We start from the raw sequence: 16,370 nt of genomic DNA on the forward strand, positions 1-16,370 counted from the left end.
ACCGGCCCCAATGAGAGCCGGCGGCGACGAAGGGATCGACGTATGCAGGTTCCCGGGCAGTTCGAGTACCAGCGCGCCACCAGCGTGGAGCACGCCATCGGCCTGCTGGACCGGCTCGGCGACACGGCCCGGCTGGTGGCCGGCGGGCACAGCCTGCTGCCGATGATGAAGCTGCGGCTGGCCAACTTCGACTACCTGATCGACATCAACGACCTGCATGCCGACCTCGGCTACATCACGGCCGAGCCGCAGCAGATCCGGATCGGGGCGATGACCCGGCACCGCGAGCTGCTCGAATCAACTTCTCTGAAAGAGCATTTCCCGATCTTCGCCGACGCCGAGCGGGTGATCGCCGATCCCACCGTACGCAATCGGGGCACGCTCGGCGGGTCGCTGTGCCAGGCCGATCCCTCCGAAGACCTTTCCGCGGTGTGCACCACTCTGGACGCCAGTTGCGTGATCCAGGGCAGCGCCGGCACCCGCGTCGTGTCGATGGAGGACTTCCACCGGGGTCCGTACGAGACCGCCGTCGGCGAGGCCGAGATGCTGATCGAGGTCCGCTTTCCGCTGCGGCCGGGCGGATCCAGCGCCTACGAGAAGGTGGAACGCCGGGCCGGTGACTGGGCCGTCGTCTCGGCCGGGGCTGCCCTCTGGCTGCGCAACGGCGTGATCAGCGACGCCCGGGTAGGCCTGGCCGCGGTCGGCCCGAACACCGCCGGTATTCCGGAGATCTCGGCTCTGCTGCGCGGCCAGGAGCCGTCCGAGGAGCTGTTCGAGCAGGCCGGTGACATCGCCGCCCGCAGCTGCGAACCGGCCACCGACACCCGCGGCGCCGAGGGCTACAAGCGGCATCTGGCCAAGGAGCTCACCCGCCGCACCTTGCGCAAGGCTGTGGACCGGATCGGCGAAAGGGCTCAGGCGTGAAGGTTTCGATGATCGTCAACGGTGAGGAAGTCACCCGGGAGATCGAGGGCCGGCTGCTGCTGGTCCACTTCCTGCGTGAGGAGCTCGGCCTGACCGGCACGCACTGGGGCTGCGACACCAGCAACTGCGGCACCTGCGTGGTCTGGCTGGACGGCGAGCCGGTCAAGTCCTGCACCGTGCTGGCCGCGATGGCCGGGGGTCACGAGGTGCGCACCGTCGAAGGCCTGGAGCGCAACGGTGAACTCGACCCGGTGCAGCAGGGCTTCATCGCCTGCCACGGCCTGCAGTGCGGCTTCTGCACCCCCGGCATGATGATGACCGCGCGGGCTCTGCTGGACCGCGATCCCGACCCCTCGGAAGCCGATATCCGCGAGGCGATCTCGGGCCAGATCTGCCGCTGCACCGGTTACGCCACGATCGTTCGTTCCGTGCAGTGGGCCGCCGCCACGGAGGCTGCGAAATGACCACCATCGAGAACGACCAGAAGCCGGTCGGCCACGGCCGGATGCTGCGCAAGGAAGACCCCCGCTTCGTCCGGGGGCGCGGCCGCTACTGCGACGACGTGCAACTGAACGGCATGCTGCACCTGGCCATCCTGCGCTCCCCGGTGGCCCACGCCCGCATCGTCAGCATCGACACCACCGCGGCCGAGGCCATGCCCAAGGTGAAGGCCGTGGTCACCGGGGCCGCCCTGGCCGAGCAGGGCCTGGCCTGGATGCCCACCCTGTCCAACGACGTCCAGGCGGTTCTGGCCACCGACAAGGTGCGCTTCCAGGGGCAGGAGGTGGCCTTCGTGGTCGCCGAGGACCGGTACGCGGCCCGCGACGCCCTGGAACTGATCGACGTCGAGTACGACATCCTCGAGCCCGTCGTCGACGTCCGTACCGCGCTGGCCCCCGACGCCCCGGTGATCCGCACCGACCTCGAGGGCAAGACCAACAACCACTGCTTCGACTGGGAGACCGGAGACCAGAAGGCGACTGAGGACGTCTTCAAGCGGGCTGACGTCGTGGTCACCGAGGACATCGTCTACCCCCGGGTGCACCCCGCCCCGATGGAAACGTGTGGCGCAGTAGCTGACTACGACCGGATCGACGGCAAGCTCACGCTCTGGTCGACCACCCAGGCCCCGCACGCCCACCGCACCCTGTACGCGCTGGTGGCCGGGCTGCCCGAGCACAAGATCCGGGTGATCTCCCCCGACATCGGCGGCGGCTTCGGCAACAAGGTCCCGATCTACCCCGGCTACGTCTGCGCGATCGTCGCCTCGATCGTCACCGGCAAACCGGTGAAGTGGATGGAAGACCGCTCGGAGAACCTGATCAGCACCGGCTTCGCCCGCGACTACATCATGCGGGGCGAGATCGCGGCCACCCGCGAGGGCAAGATCCTGGCGATCCGGACCAACGTGCTGGCCGACCACGGCGCCTTCAACGGCACTGCGGCCCCGGTGAAGTACCCGGCCGGCTTCTTCGGCGTGTTCACCGGCAGCTACGACCTGGAGGCCGCGTACTGCTCGATGACGGCCGTCTACACCAACAAGGCACCTGGTGGAGTGGCCTACGCCTGCTCGTTCCGGATCACCGAGGCGGTGTACCTGGTCGAGCGGATCGTCGACTGCCTGGCCTACGACCTGGGTATGGACCCGGTCGAGCTGCGGCTGAAGAACCTGCTGAAGCCGGAGCAGTTCCCGTACACCAGCAAGACCGGCTGGGTCTACGACTCCGGCGACTACGAGCCCACCCTGCGCGAGGCCATGCGGATCGCCGGCTACGAAGAGCTGCGCCGGGAGCAGGCTCTGAAGCGGGAACGCGGCGAGCTGATGGGCATCGGCGTGTCGTTCTTCACCGAGGCGGTCGGGGCCGGACCGCGCAAGGACATGGACATCCTCGGTCTGGGAATGGCGGACGGGTGCGAGCTGCGGGTGCATCCGACCGGCAAGGCGGTGGTCCGGCTCTCGGTCCAGACCCAAGGCCAGGGTCACGAGACCACTTTCGCGCAGATCGTGGCCGAGGAGATCGGCATCCCACCGGCCGACATCGACGTGGTGCACGGCGACACCGACAACACGCCGTTCGGGCTGGGCACCTACGGCAGTCGCTCCACCCCGGTCTCCGGCGCAGCCGCCGCTCTGGTCGCCCGCAAGGTCCGGGACAAGGCGCGGATCATTGCTTCCGGGATGCTCGAGGTCTCGGTCGCCGACCTGGACTGGGTCAAGGGTGCCTTCCAGGTCAAGGGTGACCCCGGCAAGTCGGTGACGATCCAGGACATCGCGATGCGGGCGCACGGCGCCGGTGATCTGCCCGAGGGTCTGGAAGGCGGCCTGGAAGCCCAGATCTGCTACAACCCGTCCAATCTGACGTATCCGCACGGCGCCTACATCTGTGTGGTGGACATCGACCCGGGGACGGCGGTGGTCAAGGTCCGGCGGTTCGTCGCGGTGGACGACTGCGGCACCCGGATCAACCCGATGATCATCGAGGGCCAGGTGCACGGCGGCCTGACCGACGGGGTCGGGATGGCGCTGATGGAGATGATCGGCTTCGACGAGGACGGCAACTGCCTGGGCGGATCGCTGATGGACTACCTGATCCCGACCGCGCTCGAAGTGCCCGACTGGGAGACCGGATTCACCGTGACGCCTTCGCCGCACCACCCGATCGGGGCCAAGGGCGTCGGCGAGTCGGCCACCGTCGGATCTCCCCCGGCCGTCGTGAACGCTGTGGTGGACGCGCTGAAGCCGTTCGGGATCCGGCACGCCGACATGCCCCTGACCCCCTCGCGGGTCTGGGAAACCATGCAGGGCAACCACACTCCGCCGATCTGATGTCGGTGCCGGAGCGAGCCGTCGAGCTCAGTGCCCAGCGGGTGCCCTTCGTCCGGGCCACGGTGGTGCGGGCCCAGGTGCCCTCGTCCGCCCAGGCCGGTGACGAGGCGCTGGTGTTGATGGACGGATCGATCGAGGGTTTCGTGGGTGGGCAGTGCGCCGAGAGTTCGGTGCGGGCGGCTGCCTTAGGGACGCTTGCGGCCGGCGAGACGTTGTTGTTGCGGGTTCTCCCCGAGGAAGTTGGGTTCCCGGAAACACCGGGCGCGCAGGTGGTGGTCAACCCGTGCTTGTCGGGTGGAGCACTGGAGATCTTCCTGCGGCCGGTGCTGCCGCCGCCGTTGGTTCAGGTGATCGGGCAGACGCCGGTGGCGCGGGCGGTGGTGGAGATGGGTGAACTGCTGGGCTACGACATGCAGACCACCAGTCCTTCGCCGGTGCCCAAGGCTTTGATCATCGCCAGCCATGGCCGGGATGACGAGGCCGGCGCAGTGAGAACCGCACTGGACGACGGCGTGGGGTATGTGGCTCTGGTCGCCAGCCAGAAGCGCGGTCAGGCGGTCCTGGACGAACTTGGCTTGAGCCCGGCCGAACGTGAACGAGTCAGCAGCCCGGCCGGTCTCTGGATCGGGGCCCGGACCCCGGGCGAGATCGCCCTCTCGATCATGGCCGAGGTGGTTGCGGCTCTGCGACTCAACACCCGGCCGGGCCCAGCTCTCCTCGAACCAAGCATGTCCAAGGAACCGGCCGCTCCACAGGGCACCCCCAATTCAACGCTCGCGATTGATCCGGTGTGCGGAATGCAGGTGGTCACGACCCCCGGCACTCCCCATGCCGAGGTGAACGGTACGGACATCTGGTTCTGCGGTGAAGGTTGCCGGGCTCACTACCTGACCGAGCAGGACGTTCCAGCCGAAGCGCACGCCGAATGAGTTCTCCGTTCGCTGATGTCACCGAGGTTAGGAACGCCCTGGACCGCCATGACCATCTCGTCGACGAAGGTCTGGCCACCGCGGTCTTCCTTGCCCTCACCCTGGAACAGCCCCTGCTGCTCGAGGGCGAACCGGGGGTGGGCAAGACCGCTACCGCCAAAGCCCTCGCCAGCGCCTTGAACACGCCCTTGATCCGGCTGCAGTGCTACGAGGGCCTGACCGCGAACGAGGCCCTGTACGAGTGGAACTACCAGCGCCAGCTTCTTGCCATCAGGCTCGCCGAGACCGGCGGCGCAACCATGAGCGAGGCCGACCTCTTCACCGAGCGGTTCCTGCAGGAGCGACCGGTGCTGAAGGCGTTGCGCCACCGGGGACCTGCTGCTCCGGTGCTCCTGATCGACGAGATCGACCGCGCGGACGACGAGTTCGAAGCTCTGCTGTTCGAGTTCCTGGGTGAGGGCGCGATCACCATCCCCGAACTGGGCACGTTCACCGCGGAACGCAAGCCCGTGGTGGTGCTCACCTCGAACCGCAGCCGAGAACTGCACGATGCCCTGCGCAGACGCTGCCTGTATCACTGGATCGCCTTCCCCGCGCCGGAGCAGGCGGCCGAGATCCTGCGGCGTCGGGTGCCCAGCGCATCCGAGCCCTTGATCGGTTCGGTCACTCAGTTCATCGCGGCCGCTCGCGGGCTCGAGCTGGACAAGGCACCGGGAATGGCCGAATCCATCGACTGGCTGGCTGCTCTCAGCGCGCTGGGCGCCGCCGACCTGGTCCGGCCCGACGTGATCCGCACGCTGGGTGCGGTGGCCAAGACTCCCGACGACGTCTCGGCCGTGGCCGAGGCCCTGGACACGCTGCTGGAAGGGACGCCATGAAGATCGATCACGAGTTCACCGTCGGCGCATCCGTGGACGAGGCCTGGAGAGTGCTCACCGATCTGGAAGGGATCGCACCATGCATGCCGGGGGCCCGCTTGACCGGGGTCGAGGGCGATGTCTACTCCGGGCGGGTCAAGGTCAAGGTCGGGCCGGTGATCAGTGAATACGCAGGCACTGCGCGGTTTGTGGAGAAGGACGACGCGGCGCACCGGGCGGTGATCGACGCCAAGGGCAAGGACTCGCGGGGAGCCGGGAACGCCTCGGCGAAGATTCAGGCCGGGCTGCGGCCGGACGCCTCGGACGCCGCCCGTACCGTCGTCACGGTCAGCACCGATCTGAGCATCAGCGGCAAGATCGCCCAGTTCGGCAGCGGCATGATCAAGGACGTCTCGACCAAGCTGCTCGGCCAGTTCGTCGAGAACCTGGAAGCCAAGCTGCAGGCCGAGTCCCAGGCCGCGCCGGTGATTCAGGAACCGCCGGAGACCAAGCCACAGCCGATCATCCGCGCAGTTCCGGCACCCAGCCCAGCGCCGCCGTCCCCGAACGACGACGAAGCACTCGACCTGCTCAGTCTGGCCGGAGCCTCGGTGCGCAGAAGGGCGATCGCTGCCGGTGCCGGAGCGGCCGCGCTGGCCGCCCTCATCGTCTATTTCGTGATCAAGTAGCCATGCTGCGGGGCGTCGACACCGCGGCCTTCGTGGTGTCCCTCGCCGTTCGTCTGCACTCACGAGGCGCCTCGGTGGGCTTAACTGCAATTGAGGACGCGTCACGGGTACTCGTTCTCCGACCGAGCCTTTCGCGGTCCGAGCTGTATTGGACCACCCGAGTCACACTGATCCGCCGGCACGATGATCTGGCCGTGTTCGACCGGGTCTTCGCGGCCGTGTTCGACGATGCCGTCCTGGCGATCACTCCCCCGGCCCGGCGTTCGGCACCGGTGAAGCAAGGCGCGAACGCCTCTGTACAAGGCCAGAACGGTTCCGAGGAGCACGGTTCCGGACTGCCGTGGGCAACCCTGCCACCCGCGATCGCCGAGGCCGACAACTCCGACGCACCCCAACGCGTCCCCCATCGGTTACCCAGCCACCTGAGCGAGTCGGCCGAACAGCCCTTTGAACAGCTCAGCGAAGTCGACCTACGGCAGCTCGGCGCCTGGCTGGAGAATGCGATCACGCGCTGGCCCACCCGCCGTTCCCGCCGCGTCGAACCGCATCATGCCGGGCACCGCATCTCGCTACGCCGCACCATCGAGCAAGCCAAACGCACCGCCTGGGAACCGGTGCACCTGGTGAAGGTCCGGCCGAGCGACAAGCCCCGGCGCGTCGTGATGCTCTGCGACGTAAGCCAATCCATGCAAGCACCGTCGGTGGCCTACCTGCATCTGATGCGCGCGCTCGTCCGCCGGACCCACGCCGAAGCGTTCGCCTTCGCCACCGAACTGACCCGGCTGACCCGCGTCCTGAAGCACCGTTCGGCCGAGGAAGCGTTCGAGCGGGCCAACGAGGCCGTGGCCGATCGCTTCGGCGGAACCCGGATCGCCACCAGCCTTCAGGCTCTGCTCAGTTCGCATCACCGGAATCTCCTGCGGGGCGCGGTGGTACTGATCGCCAGCGACGGCTGGGACAGCGACCAGCCCGAGGCCATGAGTGCCGCGATGGCCCGCCTGCGCCGCCGGGCCCATCGCGTGATCTGGCTGAATCCCCGGGCCGAGGCAGCCGGTTTCGAGCCGAAGGTCGCGACGATGGCAGCTGCACTGCCGCACTGTCATGCCTTGCTTCCCGCCGGTTCGTTCGCCTCCCTGGCTCGGGTGATCGCCGAGGTTCCGGAGATCAGCTCCAGAGGGTGACATGAATCGAGGGCCGGAAGCGCCCGGCCGTGACGCCCGCACCCCGCAGCATCGCCTGCGCAGCCCGGGGCGTGCTCACGAAACGGCTCAGCTCAGCGGCCTCCGGCACCGCGCCCGCACCGGTCAGCGACATCACACTCCAGGTGCCCTGGCCGGGCGCAACGTGATGATTCAGCCGGACCAGATCACCCCGGGCAATGTCCTGCCCGACCGCGAAAGCCAGGGCCAGGGTCACTCCTTTACCGCGTTTCACCTCTTCCAGCGCGGCCGAATGGCTCTGGAAGATCTGCTGGTTCGGCTCCGGCACCCGCAACCGCCGCAGCATGCCGGGCACCACGCCGATCCGGCCGATCGCCGAGGGCCCGAGCAACCAGGTCTGCTCGCGCAGCTGGGCCGGGGCCGGCTTCAGGTCGCAGAGCGGATGTTGCGCCCCGACCACCAGCGCCACCTGGAAGTTCAGGAACGGCTGGTGGCTGATCGCCTCGTGCAGGCCGGGCGGTTGCGGGCCGATCGCCACGTCCGCCGCCCGGGTCAGCAGCATCTCGCCGAACTCGCGCGGGCTGTGCACCCCGAGCTCGACATCCAGGTCCTTGGCCCGGCCGGCGAACAGCTCGAGCAGTCCGGGAGCGGCGTATTCGGCGAACAGGCTGGAGGCGGCCACCCGCAGGAATCGCCGTCCGCTGCTGGCCCGGCTCACCTCCAGGACAGTGCGATCCTGCAGCCCCAGCAGTTCGGCCGAGCGGCTGGCCAGGCGCAGCCCGCCCGGTGTGAACGCCAGGCCGGCCGAGGTCGGGGTGAAGAGCTTGTCGCCGAGTTCCTTGCGGAGCTGGCCCACGTGCGCCGACACCGCAGCCTCGCTGACGCCCAGGTCGGCGGCCGCCTTCTTCACGGAACCGAGCCGCACAATGGCGGCGAACGCGCGCAGCTGTGTTGGCGTCACGACCGGACATCTCCCCGCGAGTCCCCCGATGGGCTGCGGACAAACTAACCCAGGCCGGCCCAGCGCTTCCCGGCCAAGAGATGCCTACCCCACCTCGCCTGCGGGCATTCAGCGCCTATTGATCCGCGTTTGCGTCAGACCAGGGGTAAATCAACCGTTCGACGCCAGGGCGATTCGCACCGCCCGACGCGCCTCAACCATCCCGGAAGCATCACCGCCCGCAGTGAGAACCACAAGCGTCCCCTCGTAGATCAGATGCACGTGCGCGCCCACCGCACTGTCCCCGGTGAGATCGTCGAACAACGCCCGCATCCATGCCTTCTCCGCACGGATCACCGGCACGGCGGGATGATCCCCCTCACCGAGTTCTGCGTACGCATTTACAAAGGCGCACCCACGCAGCTGGCCGCCCATCCACGTCTCCAATGCATCGAACACAGCCAGCACCGAGTGCTCAGGTGACCGCGCCGACGCCGGCAGCTCAATCCGCTCCAGGAGGAAACTTCGCCACTGGTGCGCACGGTCCAGCAGGTACAGCGCCACCAACGCGTCCTTGGAACCGAACCGGTCGTACAGTGTCTTCTTCGTAGTCCCCGCCGTCTCGGCGATCAGATCTACCCCGACCGCGCGCACTCCCCTGTTGTAGAACAGCTCCCCCGCGGCCTCCAGCAAACGGGTACCCGCGCTGGTCAACGTAGGCAGAGGTTGCAGCACCGGTCGCAGCCCCTCGGGGGTAGACGAATCCAGCGTGGTCAGCACAAGGCCTCCTAGGTAGGTGCACTGCGAGTATACCGACCGGTGTGGTTACCTCCAGGGATGGCGAACAAACTGGGGACGCTTGCGGGCCCGCAGCTGCGTGGGTCCGCTTTGGTGGTGGCGTGGAGTTCGGGCTTCATCGGCGCGGAGCTGGGCGCTCGTCACGCCGGACCGGACACCGCGCTGACCTGGCGTTTTCTGCTCACTGCGGTGGTCCTGCTGCCCTGGGCGCTACCGGCGTTCGCGCAGTTCGGCCGCCAGGAGTGGCTCCGGCAGGGCGTGCTGGCGCTGCTGTGCCAGAGCTTCTACCTGGGTGGCGTGTTCTGGGCGGCGGACGAGGGCATCCCGGCCGGAACGTCTGCTCTGATCGGTTCGCTGCAGCCCGCGCTGGTGGTCTTCCTCAGCACGAAGGGCCTGAAGGTCAGCCACCTGGCCGGGCTGGCCCTGGGAACCGCCGGGGTCGCACTCACCGCGGTCGGAGATCTCGGTGCGGGGGTCACGGTCTTCGCGCTGGTCCTGGCCCTGGGCGCGATGCTCAGCCTCAGCGCCGGAACTCTGCTGCAACAGCGCTGGCCCGCACCACTCCTGGCCCAGACCCTGGCCGTGCAGGCACTGTTCTCGGCTGCGTTCTTCACCGTCTTCACGGCCGGCGCCGGCACCCTGGCCCCGCCCATGACCACGGGTTTCTGGACGGCCGTGGTCTGGGGTGTCGGGGCCGGGATCGGCGGCTACGGCTTCTACTACCTGGTGACCACCCGCGACGGCGCAGCCCGGGCCAGCACCTTGCTCTACCTGACCCCGGCCGCTACCGCTGTTTGGGCGGCCGCCATGTTCGCCCAACCGATTCGCCTCGCCACCGTGCTCGGGCTGCTGATCAGCGCCGGCGCAGTGTTCCTGCTCCGGACCACCTCGACCGCACGGCCCGGCTGACTCAGACCAGCGAGGCACCCCACTTCTCCGCCCGCTCCAGTTCTCCCGCCGCGGAAGGACCCTCGGCCGCGACCACCAGGAAGCTCTCGGGCTCGGCCACGTCGTCGATCACCCGCACCAGCTTCTTCTGGATCTTCTTGGCCGCCGAGCCGTTCCAGAAGGTCGTGCCGGAAACGCTGTCGAACGCCGCCGCCTTGCCCTGGTACCCGTACTTGGGCAGCTCTTCCAGCCACTCGGCCACCCCGGTCGCGGGCGGGTTGGCCCCCTGCGTCACGGCGAGCCGACGGGAGGCCGGACCCGGCAGCCCCCGGTTGTGCGTGGGCGCGCCGACCAGCAGCAGATCCACCCCCTGCACGTGCTCCGGCCTGCACTCATGGGCCTTGACCACCGAAACCGTGGCCCCACGCGAGGTCAGCCCGTTGGTGACGGCCTCGGCGACCTGGGCGGTGTTGCCGAAGCAGGTCTCGATGACGATCAGGACGTTCACTGTGCTCGCTCCGTAGTCCGGGCCGTGAGGCAGGCTGTCTTCGATGACTCACCCTGGCGCTGTCCGGACATCCGCCACAGGTCCAGAGGTCCCGCCGAACACGGACAGTTCGTCCCGGATACACCGCTCCCCCACCCGGCGCGTCGCCACCGGTGCGTGCAGGCCAGGCGGGAAGATCACGCGCATGACCGCCATCAACGGCTTGCTGGCCGCTCTGTCCTCGGGCGAGGTCGAGATCATCGACATCACCGCCCCGCTCTCGCCGCAGACCCCGATCCTGCAGCTGCCCCCGCCGTTCGCCAACACCATCCCGATGTCGCTGGAGAAGGTCAGCGACTTCGACGACGACGGCCCGTTCTGGGGCTGGAACAACATCCACACCGGCGAGCACACCGGCACCCACCTCGACGCCCCGGTGCACTGGGCCAGCGGCCGCGACGGTCTTTCGGTGGACCAGATTTCCCCGGCCCGGCTGATCGGCCCGGCGGTGATCCTGGACTTCACCGCCGAATCCACTGCCGACGCCGACTTCCTGCTCGAGCCCGCCCACCTCGAGGCCTACGTGGCCGAGCACGGGCCGCTGCCGGAAGGCGCCTGGCTGCTGCTGCGTACGGGCTGGAGCAGTCGCGGCGGCGACCCGGTGGCCTTCGCCAACGCCGACGAGAACGGCGCGCACTGGCCGGGAGTTTCGGTGGCCGGGGCCGAGTGGCTGGCCAAGTCGCCGATCTCCGGGTTCGGGGTCGAGACCGTGGGCATCGACGCCGGCCAGGCCGGTGGGATGGAGCCTGCTTTCCCGGTGCACTACCACCTGCTGGGTGCCGACAAGTACGGCCTGACGCAGCTGCAGAACCTGGACCGCCTGCCGCGGACCGGCGCCCTGCTGGTGGTCGCGCCACTGCCGATCGTGGGCGGAACCGGCTCGCCCGCGCGTGCTTTCGCCATCGTGCCGAAGTGATGGGTTCAGTCGCCGAGCTGGTCGCCGAGGTCCTCGCGGACCTCGGCGTCGGCCGTGCCTTCGGCGTGGTCGGCAGCGGGAACTTCCACGTCACCAACGCTTTGAGGACGCGTGGGGTCCCGTTCGTGGCAGCCCGCCACGAGGGTGGCGCGGCCTCAATGGCAGACGGTTACGCGCGCCTTTCGGGGCGGCCGGCGGTTCTGTCGGTGCATCAGGGCTGCGGGCTGACCAACGCGATGACCGGGATCGGCGAAGCGGCCAAGAGCCGGACCCCGCTGATCGTGCTGGCGGCCGACACCGCGGGTTCGGCTGTGCAGTCGAACTTTCGCATCGACCAGGACGCATTGGTCACGAGCGTGGGCGCCGTTGCTGAGCGGGTACATTCGGCGTCCAGCGCAGTTGCTGACGTCACGCGGGCCTACCGGACCGCCGTTGAAGGCCGTCATACCGTCGTGATCAGCCTTCCGCTCGACGTGCAGGCCGCCCCCGCGCCACCTTACCCTTCCCCCATCGCACTCGACTCGAGTGCAGGCCGGCCGCGTTCGCCCTCGTCCTCGGGTTACGCATCCCCCGGATCGCCTGCACCGGCGAGTTCGGCTGCGCCCAACGCCGGACCGACTCTCCCCTCTTCGCCACTACCGGTCCGCCCAGCCCGCGAAGCGGTCCTCGCCTTGGCCGCGCTACTCGACGCCGCCCAGCGTCCCGTCTTCGTCGCCGGTCGCGGCGCCCGCCACGCAGGACCCGAGATCGCCTCCCTCGCAGCCAAATCCGGTGCTCTCCTCGCGACCTCCGCCGTGGCCAACGGGCTCTTCCGCCACGAAGAGTTCGACCTCGGCATCTCCGGCGGTTTCTCCTCGCCGCTCACCGCGGAACTCATCTCCGACGCCGATCTGATCATCGGCTGGGGCTGCGCTCTGAACATGTGGACGATGCGGCACGGCTCCCTGATCGGCGCCCACGCCAAGGTCGTCCAGATCGACGACGACCATGCTGCCCTGGGCGCCCACCGCCCGGTGGATCTGGGAGTGCTCGGTGACTGCCAGGCCACCGCGCTCGACCTGAACGAGGCCCTTCCGCGCACCAAACCGGGCTATCGGACGTCTCAAATTTCGGATCGTCTGCAGCAAAGTCGTTGGTGGAACGACACCCCCACGCCGGATCTGTCCACCACCACCCAGATCGACCCGCGCGTCCTCAGTTCTGCTCTGGACAGCCTGCTTCCGGCCGAGCGCGTGGTCGCGATCGACTCCGGCAACTTCATGGGCTACCCCTCGGCCTACCTACGGGTGCCCGACGAGAACGGCTTCTGCTTCACTCAGGCGTTCCAGTCGATCGGGCTGGGCCTGGCCAGCGGGCTGGGCGCCGCCCTGGCTCAGCCCACCCGGCTGGCGGTGGTGGGCACCGGCGACGGCGGTTTCCTGATGGGCATTTCCGAACTGGAGACGGCGGTACGCCTCGGAATCGCTCTCGTGGTGGTCGTTTACAACGACGCCGGGTATGGAGCCGAGGTACATCACTTCGGCGACGAAACCGATCTGGGTGCAGTCACCTTCCCGGATACCGATTTCGCCGCTCTAGCTCGCGGCTACGGTGCTACAGGCGTAACCGTACGCGGACTCGACGATCTGGCGCTGGTGGCCGAATGGCTCAAGCAGCCCACCGGAGTGCTGGTGATCGACGCCAAGATCGCGAGTGACGGCGGGGCCTGGTGGCTGGCCGAGGCGTTCAAGGGCCACTGATGCTGCGGCTTGCTAGGGCTGAGCCAGAGCCTGCGGCTGGACGGCACCGGTGGGGAGGATGCGGCCGACTGCGGTGATGCCGATGGCCGCCGCGGTGGCCAAGCCCGCCACGGCGAGCCAGGGAGCGGCGTGGTTGATCGCGAACAAGGCGGTGAAGGCGCCGGGTACAACGATGTTCGCGATGGCGAAGCCGTACTGGAAGGCCGCCAAGTAGGTGCCGCGGTGCTGTTCGGGAGCAGAGTCGGCCGCCAGGGCGTTGGCCACCGGTACGTGGATCATCTCGGCCAGCACCCAGATCAGGGCCAGCGCCACCAGCATGATCGACGACAGCAGCAGCGAGCCGAACGGCAGCAGGGCCATCAGCGCGGCCCAGACCGCCCAGATCAGACCGGCCGCGGCCAGAGCGCGGGTGCGGGGGATGCCGCCGAGCCGCTTGGTCATGAACAGCTGGGACGTGGCGATCACGAAGGTGAGCATCGCCAGCACCGGACCGAGCATCGCCACGTGCGCGATCCCGCCCTCCTTCACCGCGATCGGCAGCCCGATCATCAGGGCGTCGCTGCAGATCGCGAAGCCCGCGTCGACTCCGATCAGGCACAGGAAAGCCTTGTCCCGCAGCAGCACCCGAAGGCCGGACGTACGTTCCTGGGTGGCGACGCGGGCCAGCAGCGGAACCTGCAGCAGGAGGACGACCGAGATCAGGTACGAGGCCACGTTGACGATCAGCGCGACCTCGAAGAGCCCGGTCGAGCCGTGCGCCACCAGCAGTCCGCCGACCAGGGCCCCGAGGCCGAAGCCGATGGCCTGGACCATGCCGGTGACCGCGAACAGCCTTTCCCGGCCGGTGCCCGCGGGCAGAGGCAGGGCCGAGAGCATGGTGAAGTACGTGGACCAGAACACCCGCAGCCCGGCCGCGGTCAGCACGAACGAGGCGAAGACCAGCGCCGGCTCCCGCGCCACCAGGAACCCGGCGAACCCCACGGCCTGGATCACCTGACCAGCGATGACCAGGGTGCGAGGCGACAGGCGGTCGGCCAGCGGCCCGGCAAAGGCCGGCACCACGAGCCCGCAGACCGCGGCCGCACTGGCCAGCGCGCCGACCTGGGCCAAGGGGAGGTCGGCGACGAGGTGGAAGTAGAGCAGCACGATCGGCCCGAACATCCCCGAACCCAGTGCGTCGATCAGCAGGGCCAGCAGCAGGGCCGGATGAACTTTGGGCACGACGGACGAGGGTAACGTCGCCTTCGCGGGTTTTGAACCTATTTTTCGCCCAGTGCGATCTCTTCGCACCGCGTCACGCAGCGCTTCACCGAGGCCCGGTCCAGCCCGAGCAGAGCCGTCAGCCACAGCCCGTTCTGCAGCACGTCGATGTCGGCGGCCCGCCGCGCGCACTCCGCCCGGCCGAGCTCAGGCCGGGCGTCACGGATGAGCACGGCCAGGCGGTCCCGATAGGTCTTCTGCGCCGCGGTGTTGATCTGCTCGTACTCCGGGTGGGCCTGGGCCAGAGACCACAGCTGCAGGCGGAGCGAAAGGTGTTCCGTAGTCAGGTATCGTGGCGCAGCCACCCGCCGCAACGCCGCCCGCAGCCGCTCGACCGGGGTGAGCTCGGCCTCGCCGTCGAGCAGCGTCAGATCCTGCTCGCCGATCCGGTTCAACGCCGCCGCAATCAGACCGGTCTTGTCGGCGTAGTGATAGTTCACCAGCCCCAGACCAACCCCCGCCTCCCGGGCCACCGCACGAATACTCACCCCAGAGATGCCCTGCTGGCCCAGCAGCCGCAGCACCGCCTCAAGAATGAGCTCCTGCTTGTCGGTGGTCGTACTCACGGCGGCCTGCATGCCAGCAGGCTACGGCGTCGGGAGAGCAACTCCGTGGGGCAGCTACATGGCCACACCACAGGCACGCAGCACCTCGGCCAGGTTCCCCTCCGACGGGTGGACGACATGCACGTCGTCGACGGTCACCACGAAAACCGTGTTGGCCGCGCCGTGGGGAGTCAGAACCCAGACGTTGTCACCGGCCCGGGTGGCCTTCAGTGCGTCGACATCGAAGGTGGCCTGGTAACCGTTCGCCTTGGCCCATTCGTTCGCCAGCAGAAAAGCTTCGTCCTGATCCATCACGTTCTCCATTGTGTCTCCCCTGGTCGGCGGTAAAGGGAACCGATTGCCGTAATCCGGGTCCCGTAGACCGGCGGCCAGCCGGCATAGGTACCCCATTGCGCATCGGCCCAGCGCAGGCCCTGGTCGGTCACCTCGGCGTTGAACCAGTGCGCGCCCTGATCAATGCGCTGGTCCCCGACCTTGAGATCCTCCCAGCGCACCCAGACAAGTGCCACAGTGCCGGCCGGCTGCTGCTTCACCTGGTCAGCAACATGCTGGTAGGCCTCGTCCTGAAAGTTGTCCAGTTCCTCGGGATCGCTCTGCGAAATGTGGTTGGCAACGGGAACCCCGGTCCACTCCCACATCTCGGACGGGGACTCCCCCAGTCGGGAATCCCCGCTGGCCGCCGCGACCCGATCGGACTGGACGGTGGTGGCGAAGGCACGCGAGCAGTCGCCACAGTTGGTCCTGAACTCAGGCCCTTGATTCAACCGGGGATTGACAGCACCGATCCACTCAGCGCTGTTCTCACGACCGCACTCCTCCACCTTGCGTTCCAGAGCGCGCATGTCGCCGAGATTGAAGATGTAGCGCTCGGGCTCGAGGTAAGCGCGGTCGATCCCTACGAACGGATACGGTTCACCACGGGTGACAACAGAACTGGCCGGCTGCCGGCCGTCTGAGGCTTTTCCGGAACCGTCTGCTCTTCAATACCTGGCGCCGTCAAGGACTTTGACAGCATTCTCCAACGAGGTGACCAAGGCAGCGGTGTCGGCCGAGACCGTCTCCAGGGCGTTCTTGACCCGAACCACCACCTCAGCCAGGCCATCGGCTCCCACCTCAGCCAGAGCGTCTGACGTTGTTTCTACGGAATCAATCACTGAGACGAGCTGGGCAACAGCAACTTCGTATTGACCCTTGACACCATTGATGTTTTCGACGAGTCCGTCGATAGCTGTCATTGTTCAGCCTTCCGCCGCATCCGGCCAAAGCTTAGTAGCGGCACGGCGCAACCACCACCAGTAAGCTGATGAGAAGCCCGACTCTGGGTTCGTCA

18 protein-coding genes are annotated in these 16,370 nt (G+C 68.1%); 10 read left to right on the forward strand and 8 right to left on the reverse strand.

Annotation, left to right across the window (positions count from 1 at the left end; translation table 11 throughout):
- The first annotated feature begins 42 nt into the window (after nt 1-42).
- From LR394_RS35825 to LR394_RS35855, 7 genes are read left to right on the forward strand one after another with little or no spacing between them, the layout of a single operon-like run.
- Complete coding sequence (locus LR394_RS35825; protein ID WP_231449133.1) at nt 43-924, forward strand: FAD binding domain-containing protein; 882 nt, start codon at nt 43-45, stop codon at nt 922-924.
- Entirely contained in the window at nt 921-1,388 is a 468-nt protein-coding gene (locus tag LR394_RS35830; RefSeq protein WP_231449134.1) for a (2Fe-2S)-binding protein, read from the forward strand. Before LR394_RS35825 ends, LR394_RS35830 begins: the two co-directional genes overlap by 4 nt.
- Nucleotides 1,385-3,751, forward strand: a complete 2,367-nt coding sequence (locus LR394_RS35835; RefSeq protein ID WP_231449135.1) for an aerobic carbon-monoxide dehydrogenase large subunit — start codon at nt 1,385-1,387, stop codon at nt 3,749-3,751. The genes LR394_RS35830 and LR394_RS35835 overlap by 4 nt, the downstream gene beginning before the upstream one ends.
- The gene (locus tag LR394_RS35840) at nt 3,751-4,680 is read left to right on the forward strand and encodes an XdhC family protein (RefSeq protein WP_269330322.1); all 930 of its coding nucleotides are present in this window, start codon (nt 3,751-3,753) and stop codon (nt 4,678-4,680) included. Before LR394_RS35835 ends, LR394_RS35840 begins: the two co-directional genes overlap by 1 nt.
- Nucleotides 4,677-5,558: an AAA family ATPase gene (locus LR394_RS35845; protein WP_231449137.1), complete on the forward strand. Its 882-nt coding sequence runs from the start codon at nt 4,677-4,679 to the stop codon at nt 5,556-5,558. The genes LR394_RS35840 and LR394_RS35845 overlap by 4 nt, the downstream gene beginning before the upstream one ends.
- Nucleotides 5,555-6,226 carry an SRPBCC family protein gene (locus tag LR394_RS35850; protein ID WP_231449138.1) on the forward strand — a complete coding sequence of 224 codons (672 nt, stop codon included), beginning with the start codon at nt 5,555-5,557 and terminating at the stop codon, nt 6,224-6,226. Before LR394_RS35845 ends, LR394_RS35850 begins: the two co-directional genes overlap by 4 nt.
- A gap of 2 nt (nt 6,227-6,228) precedes the next feature.
- Nucleotides 6,229-7,407 (forward strand): vWA domain-containing protein, encoded by a 1,179-nt coding sequence (locus LR394_RS35855; RefSeq protein WP_231449139.1) that lies wholly within the window; start codon nt 6,229-6,231, stop codon nt 7,405-7,407.
- Here LR394_RS35855 and LR394_RS35860 read toward each other — a convergent pair.
- Together LR394_RS35860 and LR394_RS35865 are read right to left on the reverse strand one after the other, a co-directional pair.
- The gene (locus LR394_RS35860; RefSeq protein WP_231449140.1) at nt 7,391-8,347 is read right to left on the reverse strand and encodes a LysR family transcriptional regulator; all 957 of its coding nucleotides are present in this window, start codon (nt 8,345-8,347) and stop codon (nt 7,391-7,393) included. The genes LR394_RS35855 and LR394_RS35860 overlap by 17 nt on opposite strands.
- Before the next feature lie 150 nt (nt 8,348-8,497).
- Nucleotides 8,498-9,106 carry a TetR/AcrR family transcriptional regulator gene (locus LR394_RS35865; protein WP_231449141.1) on the reverse strand — a complete coding sequence of 203 codons (609 nt, stop codon included), beginning with the start codon at nt 9,104-9,106 and terminating at the stop codon, nt 8,498-8,500.
- Nucleotides 9,107-9,163: 57 nt separating this feature from the next.
- Between LR394_RS35865 and LR394_RS35870 the strand changes: the two genes are divergently transcribed.
- On the forward strand, nt 9,164-10,033 hold the full coding sequence (locus LR394_RS35870) for a DMT family transporter (protein ID WP_231449142.1): 870 nt from the start codon (nt 9,164-9,166) through the stop codon (nt 10,031-10,033).
- 1 nt (nt 10,034) lies between these two features.
- Here the strand turns inward: LR394_RS35870 and LR394_RS35875 are convergent, their stop codons facing one another.
- Nucleotides 10,035-10,520, reverse strand: a complete 486-nt coding sequence (locus LR394_RS35875) for a flavodoxin family protein (protein ID WP_231449143.1) — start codon at nt 10,518-10,520, stop codon at nt 10,035-10,037.
- A 184-nt stretch (nt 10,521-10,704) separates the two neighbouring features.
- Between LR394_RS35875 and LR394_RS35880 the strand changes: the two genes are divergently transcribed.
- Complete coding sequence (locus LR394_RS35880) at nt 10,705-11,475, forward strand: cyclase family protein (RefSeq protein WP_231449144.1); 771 nt, start codon at nt 10,705-10,707, stop codon at nt 11,473-11,475.
- The gene (locus LR394_RS35885; RefSeq protein WP_231449177.1) at nt 11,475-13,214 is read left to right on the forward strand and encodes a thiamine pyrophosphate-binding protein; all 1,740 of its coding nucleotides are present in this window, start codon (nt 11,475-11,477) and stop codon (nt 13,212-13,214) included. Before LR394_RS35880 ends, LR394_RS35885 begins: the two co-directional genes overlap by 1 nt.
- A 12-nt stretch (nt 13,215-13,226) precedes the next feature.
- Here the strand turns inward: LR394_RS35885 and LR394_RS35890 are convergent, their stop codons facing one another.
- From LR394_RS35890 to LR394_RS35910, 5 genes are all read right to left on the reverse strand, one after another.
- On the reverse strand, nt 13,227-14,435 hold the full coding sequence (locus LR394_RS35890; RefSeq protein ID WP_231449145.1) for an MFS transporter: 1,209 nt from the start codon (nt 14,433-14,435) through the stop codon (nt 13,227-13,229).
- A 38-nt stretch (nt 14,436-14,473) separates the two neighbouring features.
- Nucleotides 14,474-15,040, reverse strand: a complete 567-nt coding sequence (locus LR394_RS35895) for a TetR/AcrR family transcriptional regulator (protein ID WP_231449146.1) — start codon at nt 15,038-15,040, stop codon at nt 14,474-14,476.
- A gap of 54 nt (nt 15,041-15,094) precedes the next feature.
- Nucleotides 15,095-15,331, reverse strand: coding sequence for a hypothetical protein (locus LR394_RS35900; RefSeq protein WP_231449147.1), 237 nt, complete (start codon nt 15,329-15,331; stop codon nt 15,095-15,097).
- Nucleotides 15,331-15,882, reverse strand: a complete 552-nt coding sequence (locus tag LR394_RS35905) for a toxin glutamine deamidase domain-containing protein (RefSeq protein ID WP_231449148.1) — start codon at nt 15,880-15,882, stop codon at nt 15,331-15,333. Before LR394_RS35905 ends, LR394_RS35900 begins: the two co-directional genes overlap by 1 nt.
- 138 nt (nt 15,883-16,020) lie before the next feature.
- On the reverse strand, nt 16,021-16,275 hold the full coding sequence (locus LR394_RS35910; RefSeq protein ID WP_231449149.1) for a hypothetical protein: 255 nt from the start codon (nt 16,273-16,275) through the stop codon (nt 16,021-16,023).
- Nucleotides 16,276-16,370: the final 95 nt, after the last annotated feature.

It is taken from the genome of Kineosporia babensis, from assembly GCF_021129305.1.
In the GTDB taxonomy this organism is placed as follows: domain Bacteria; phylum Actinomycetota; class Actinomycetes; order Actinomycetales; family Kineosporiaceae; genus Kineosporia; species Kineosporia babensis.